At 54.8% G+C, this 1,440-nt stretch carries 1 rRNA gene; it reads right to left on the bottom strand.

Features of this window, described 5'->3' with window-relative positions:
* Positions 1–48 precede the first annotated feature (48 nt).
* Positions 49–1,440, bottom strand: a 23S ribosomal RNA gene (locus A5784_RS16505); the annotation flags it as partial.

The following is a 1,440-nucleotide window of genomic DNA, read 5'->3' on the forward strand; positions in this document are numbered from 1 at the left end:
TGATGTGCGTGTCTTACTGAAAACCCACACACGTTGGTGTTTGTTGGGTTGTTGTAAGTTTTCGGCCGGTTAGTGCCAGTTCCCTGCGCCTATTGCTAGGTGTCTAGGTCTGGTCTATCGATCCCGTGGTCTGCGGGGGGCCTTATCCCACTTAATGGGTGAGAAGCCTGGTCTTGGAGGGGGTTTCCCGCTTAGATGCTTTCAGCGGTTATCCTGTCCGAACGTGGCTATCCAGCCATGCCCCTGGTGGGACAACTGGTAGACCAGAGGTTCGTCCGTCCCGGTCCTCTCGTACTAGGGACAGATTTCCTCAAGCTTCTGACGCGCGCGGCGGATAGAGACCGAACTGTCTCACGACGTTCTAAACCCAGCTCGCGTGCCGCTTTAATGGGCGAACAGCCCAACCCTTGGGACCTGCTCCAGCCCCAGGATGCGACGAGCCGACATCGAGGTGCCAAACCATCCCGTCGATATGGACTCTTGGGGAAGATCAGCCTGTTATCCCCGGGGTACCTTTTATCCGTTGAGCGACACCCCTTCCACTCAGAGGTGCCGGATCACTAGTCCCGACTTTCGTCCCTGCTCGACATGTATGTCTCGCAGTCAAGCTCCCTTGTGCACTTACACTCAACACCTGATTGCCGTCCAGGTTGAGGGAACCTTTGGGCGCCTCCGTTACATTTTAGGAGGCAACCGCCCCAGTTAAACTACCCACCAGGCACTGTCCCTGAACCGGATATACGGTCCGAGGTTAGAGGCCCAATACGATCAGAGTGGTATTTCAACAACGACTCCACACACACTGGCGTGTGCGCTTCACAGTCTCCCACCTATCCTACACAAACCGTATCGAGCACCAATACCAAGTTGTAGTGAAGGTCCCGGGGTCTTTTCGTCCTGCCGCGCGTAACGAGCATCTTTACTCGTAGTGCAATTTCGCCGAGTCTATGGTTGAGACAGTTGAGAAGTCGTTACGCCATTCGTGCAGGTCGGAACTTACCCGACAAGGAATTTCGCTACCTTAGGATGGTTATAGTTACCACCGCCGTTTACTGGGGCTTAAATTCTCCGCTTCACCCTTACGAGTTAACGGGTCCTCTTAACCTTCCAGCACCGGGCAGGCGTCAGTCCGTATACATCGTCTTGCGACTTCGCACGGACCTGTGTTTTTAGTAAACAGTCGCTTCTCACTGGTTTGTGCCACCCCCTCCCGCTACCCCGGGCAAGCCGGTTCACGATATGGGGGTCCCCCTTCTCCCGAAGTTACGGGGGCATTTTGCCGAGTTCCTTAACCATAGTTCACTCGTACGCCTTAGTATTCTCTACCTGACCACCTGTGTTGGTTTGGGGTACGGGCCGTGTATGTCCTCGCTAGAGGCTTTTCTTGGCAGCATAGGATCACCGAATTCGCCTCACTCGGCTATGCATCACCTCTCAGAC

Source organism: Mycobacterium sp. 852013-50091_SCH5140682 (genome assembly GCF_001665685.1).
Taxonomy (GTDB): Bacteria; Actinomycetota; Actinomycetes; order Mycobacteriales; family Mycobacteriaceae; genus Mycobacterium.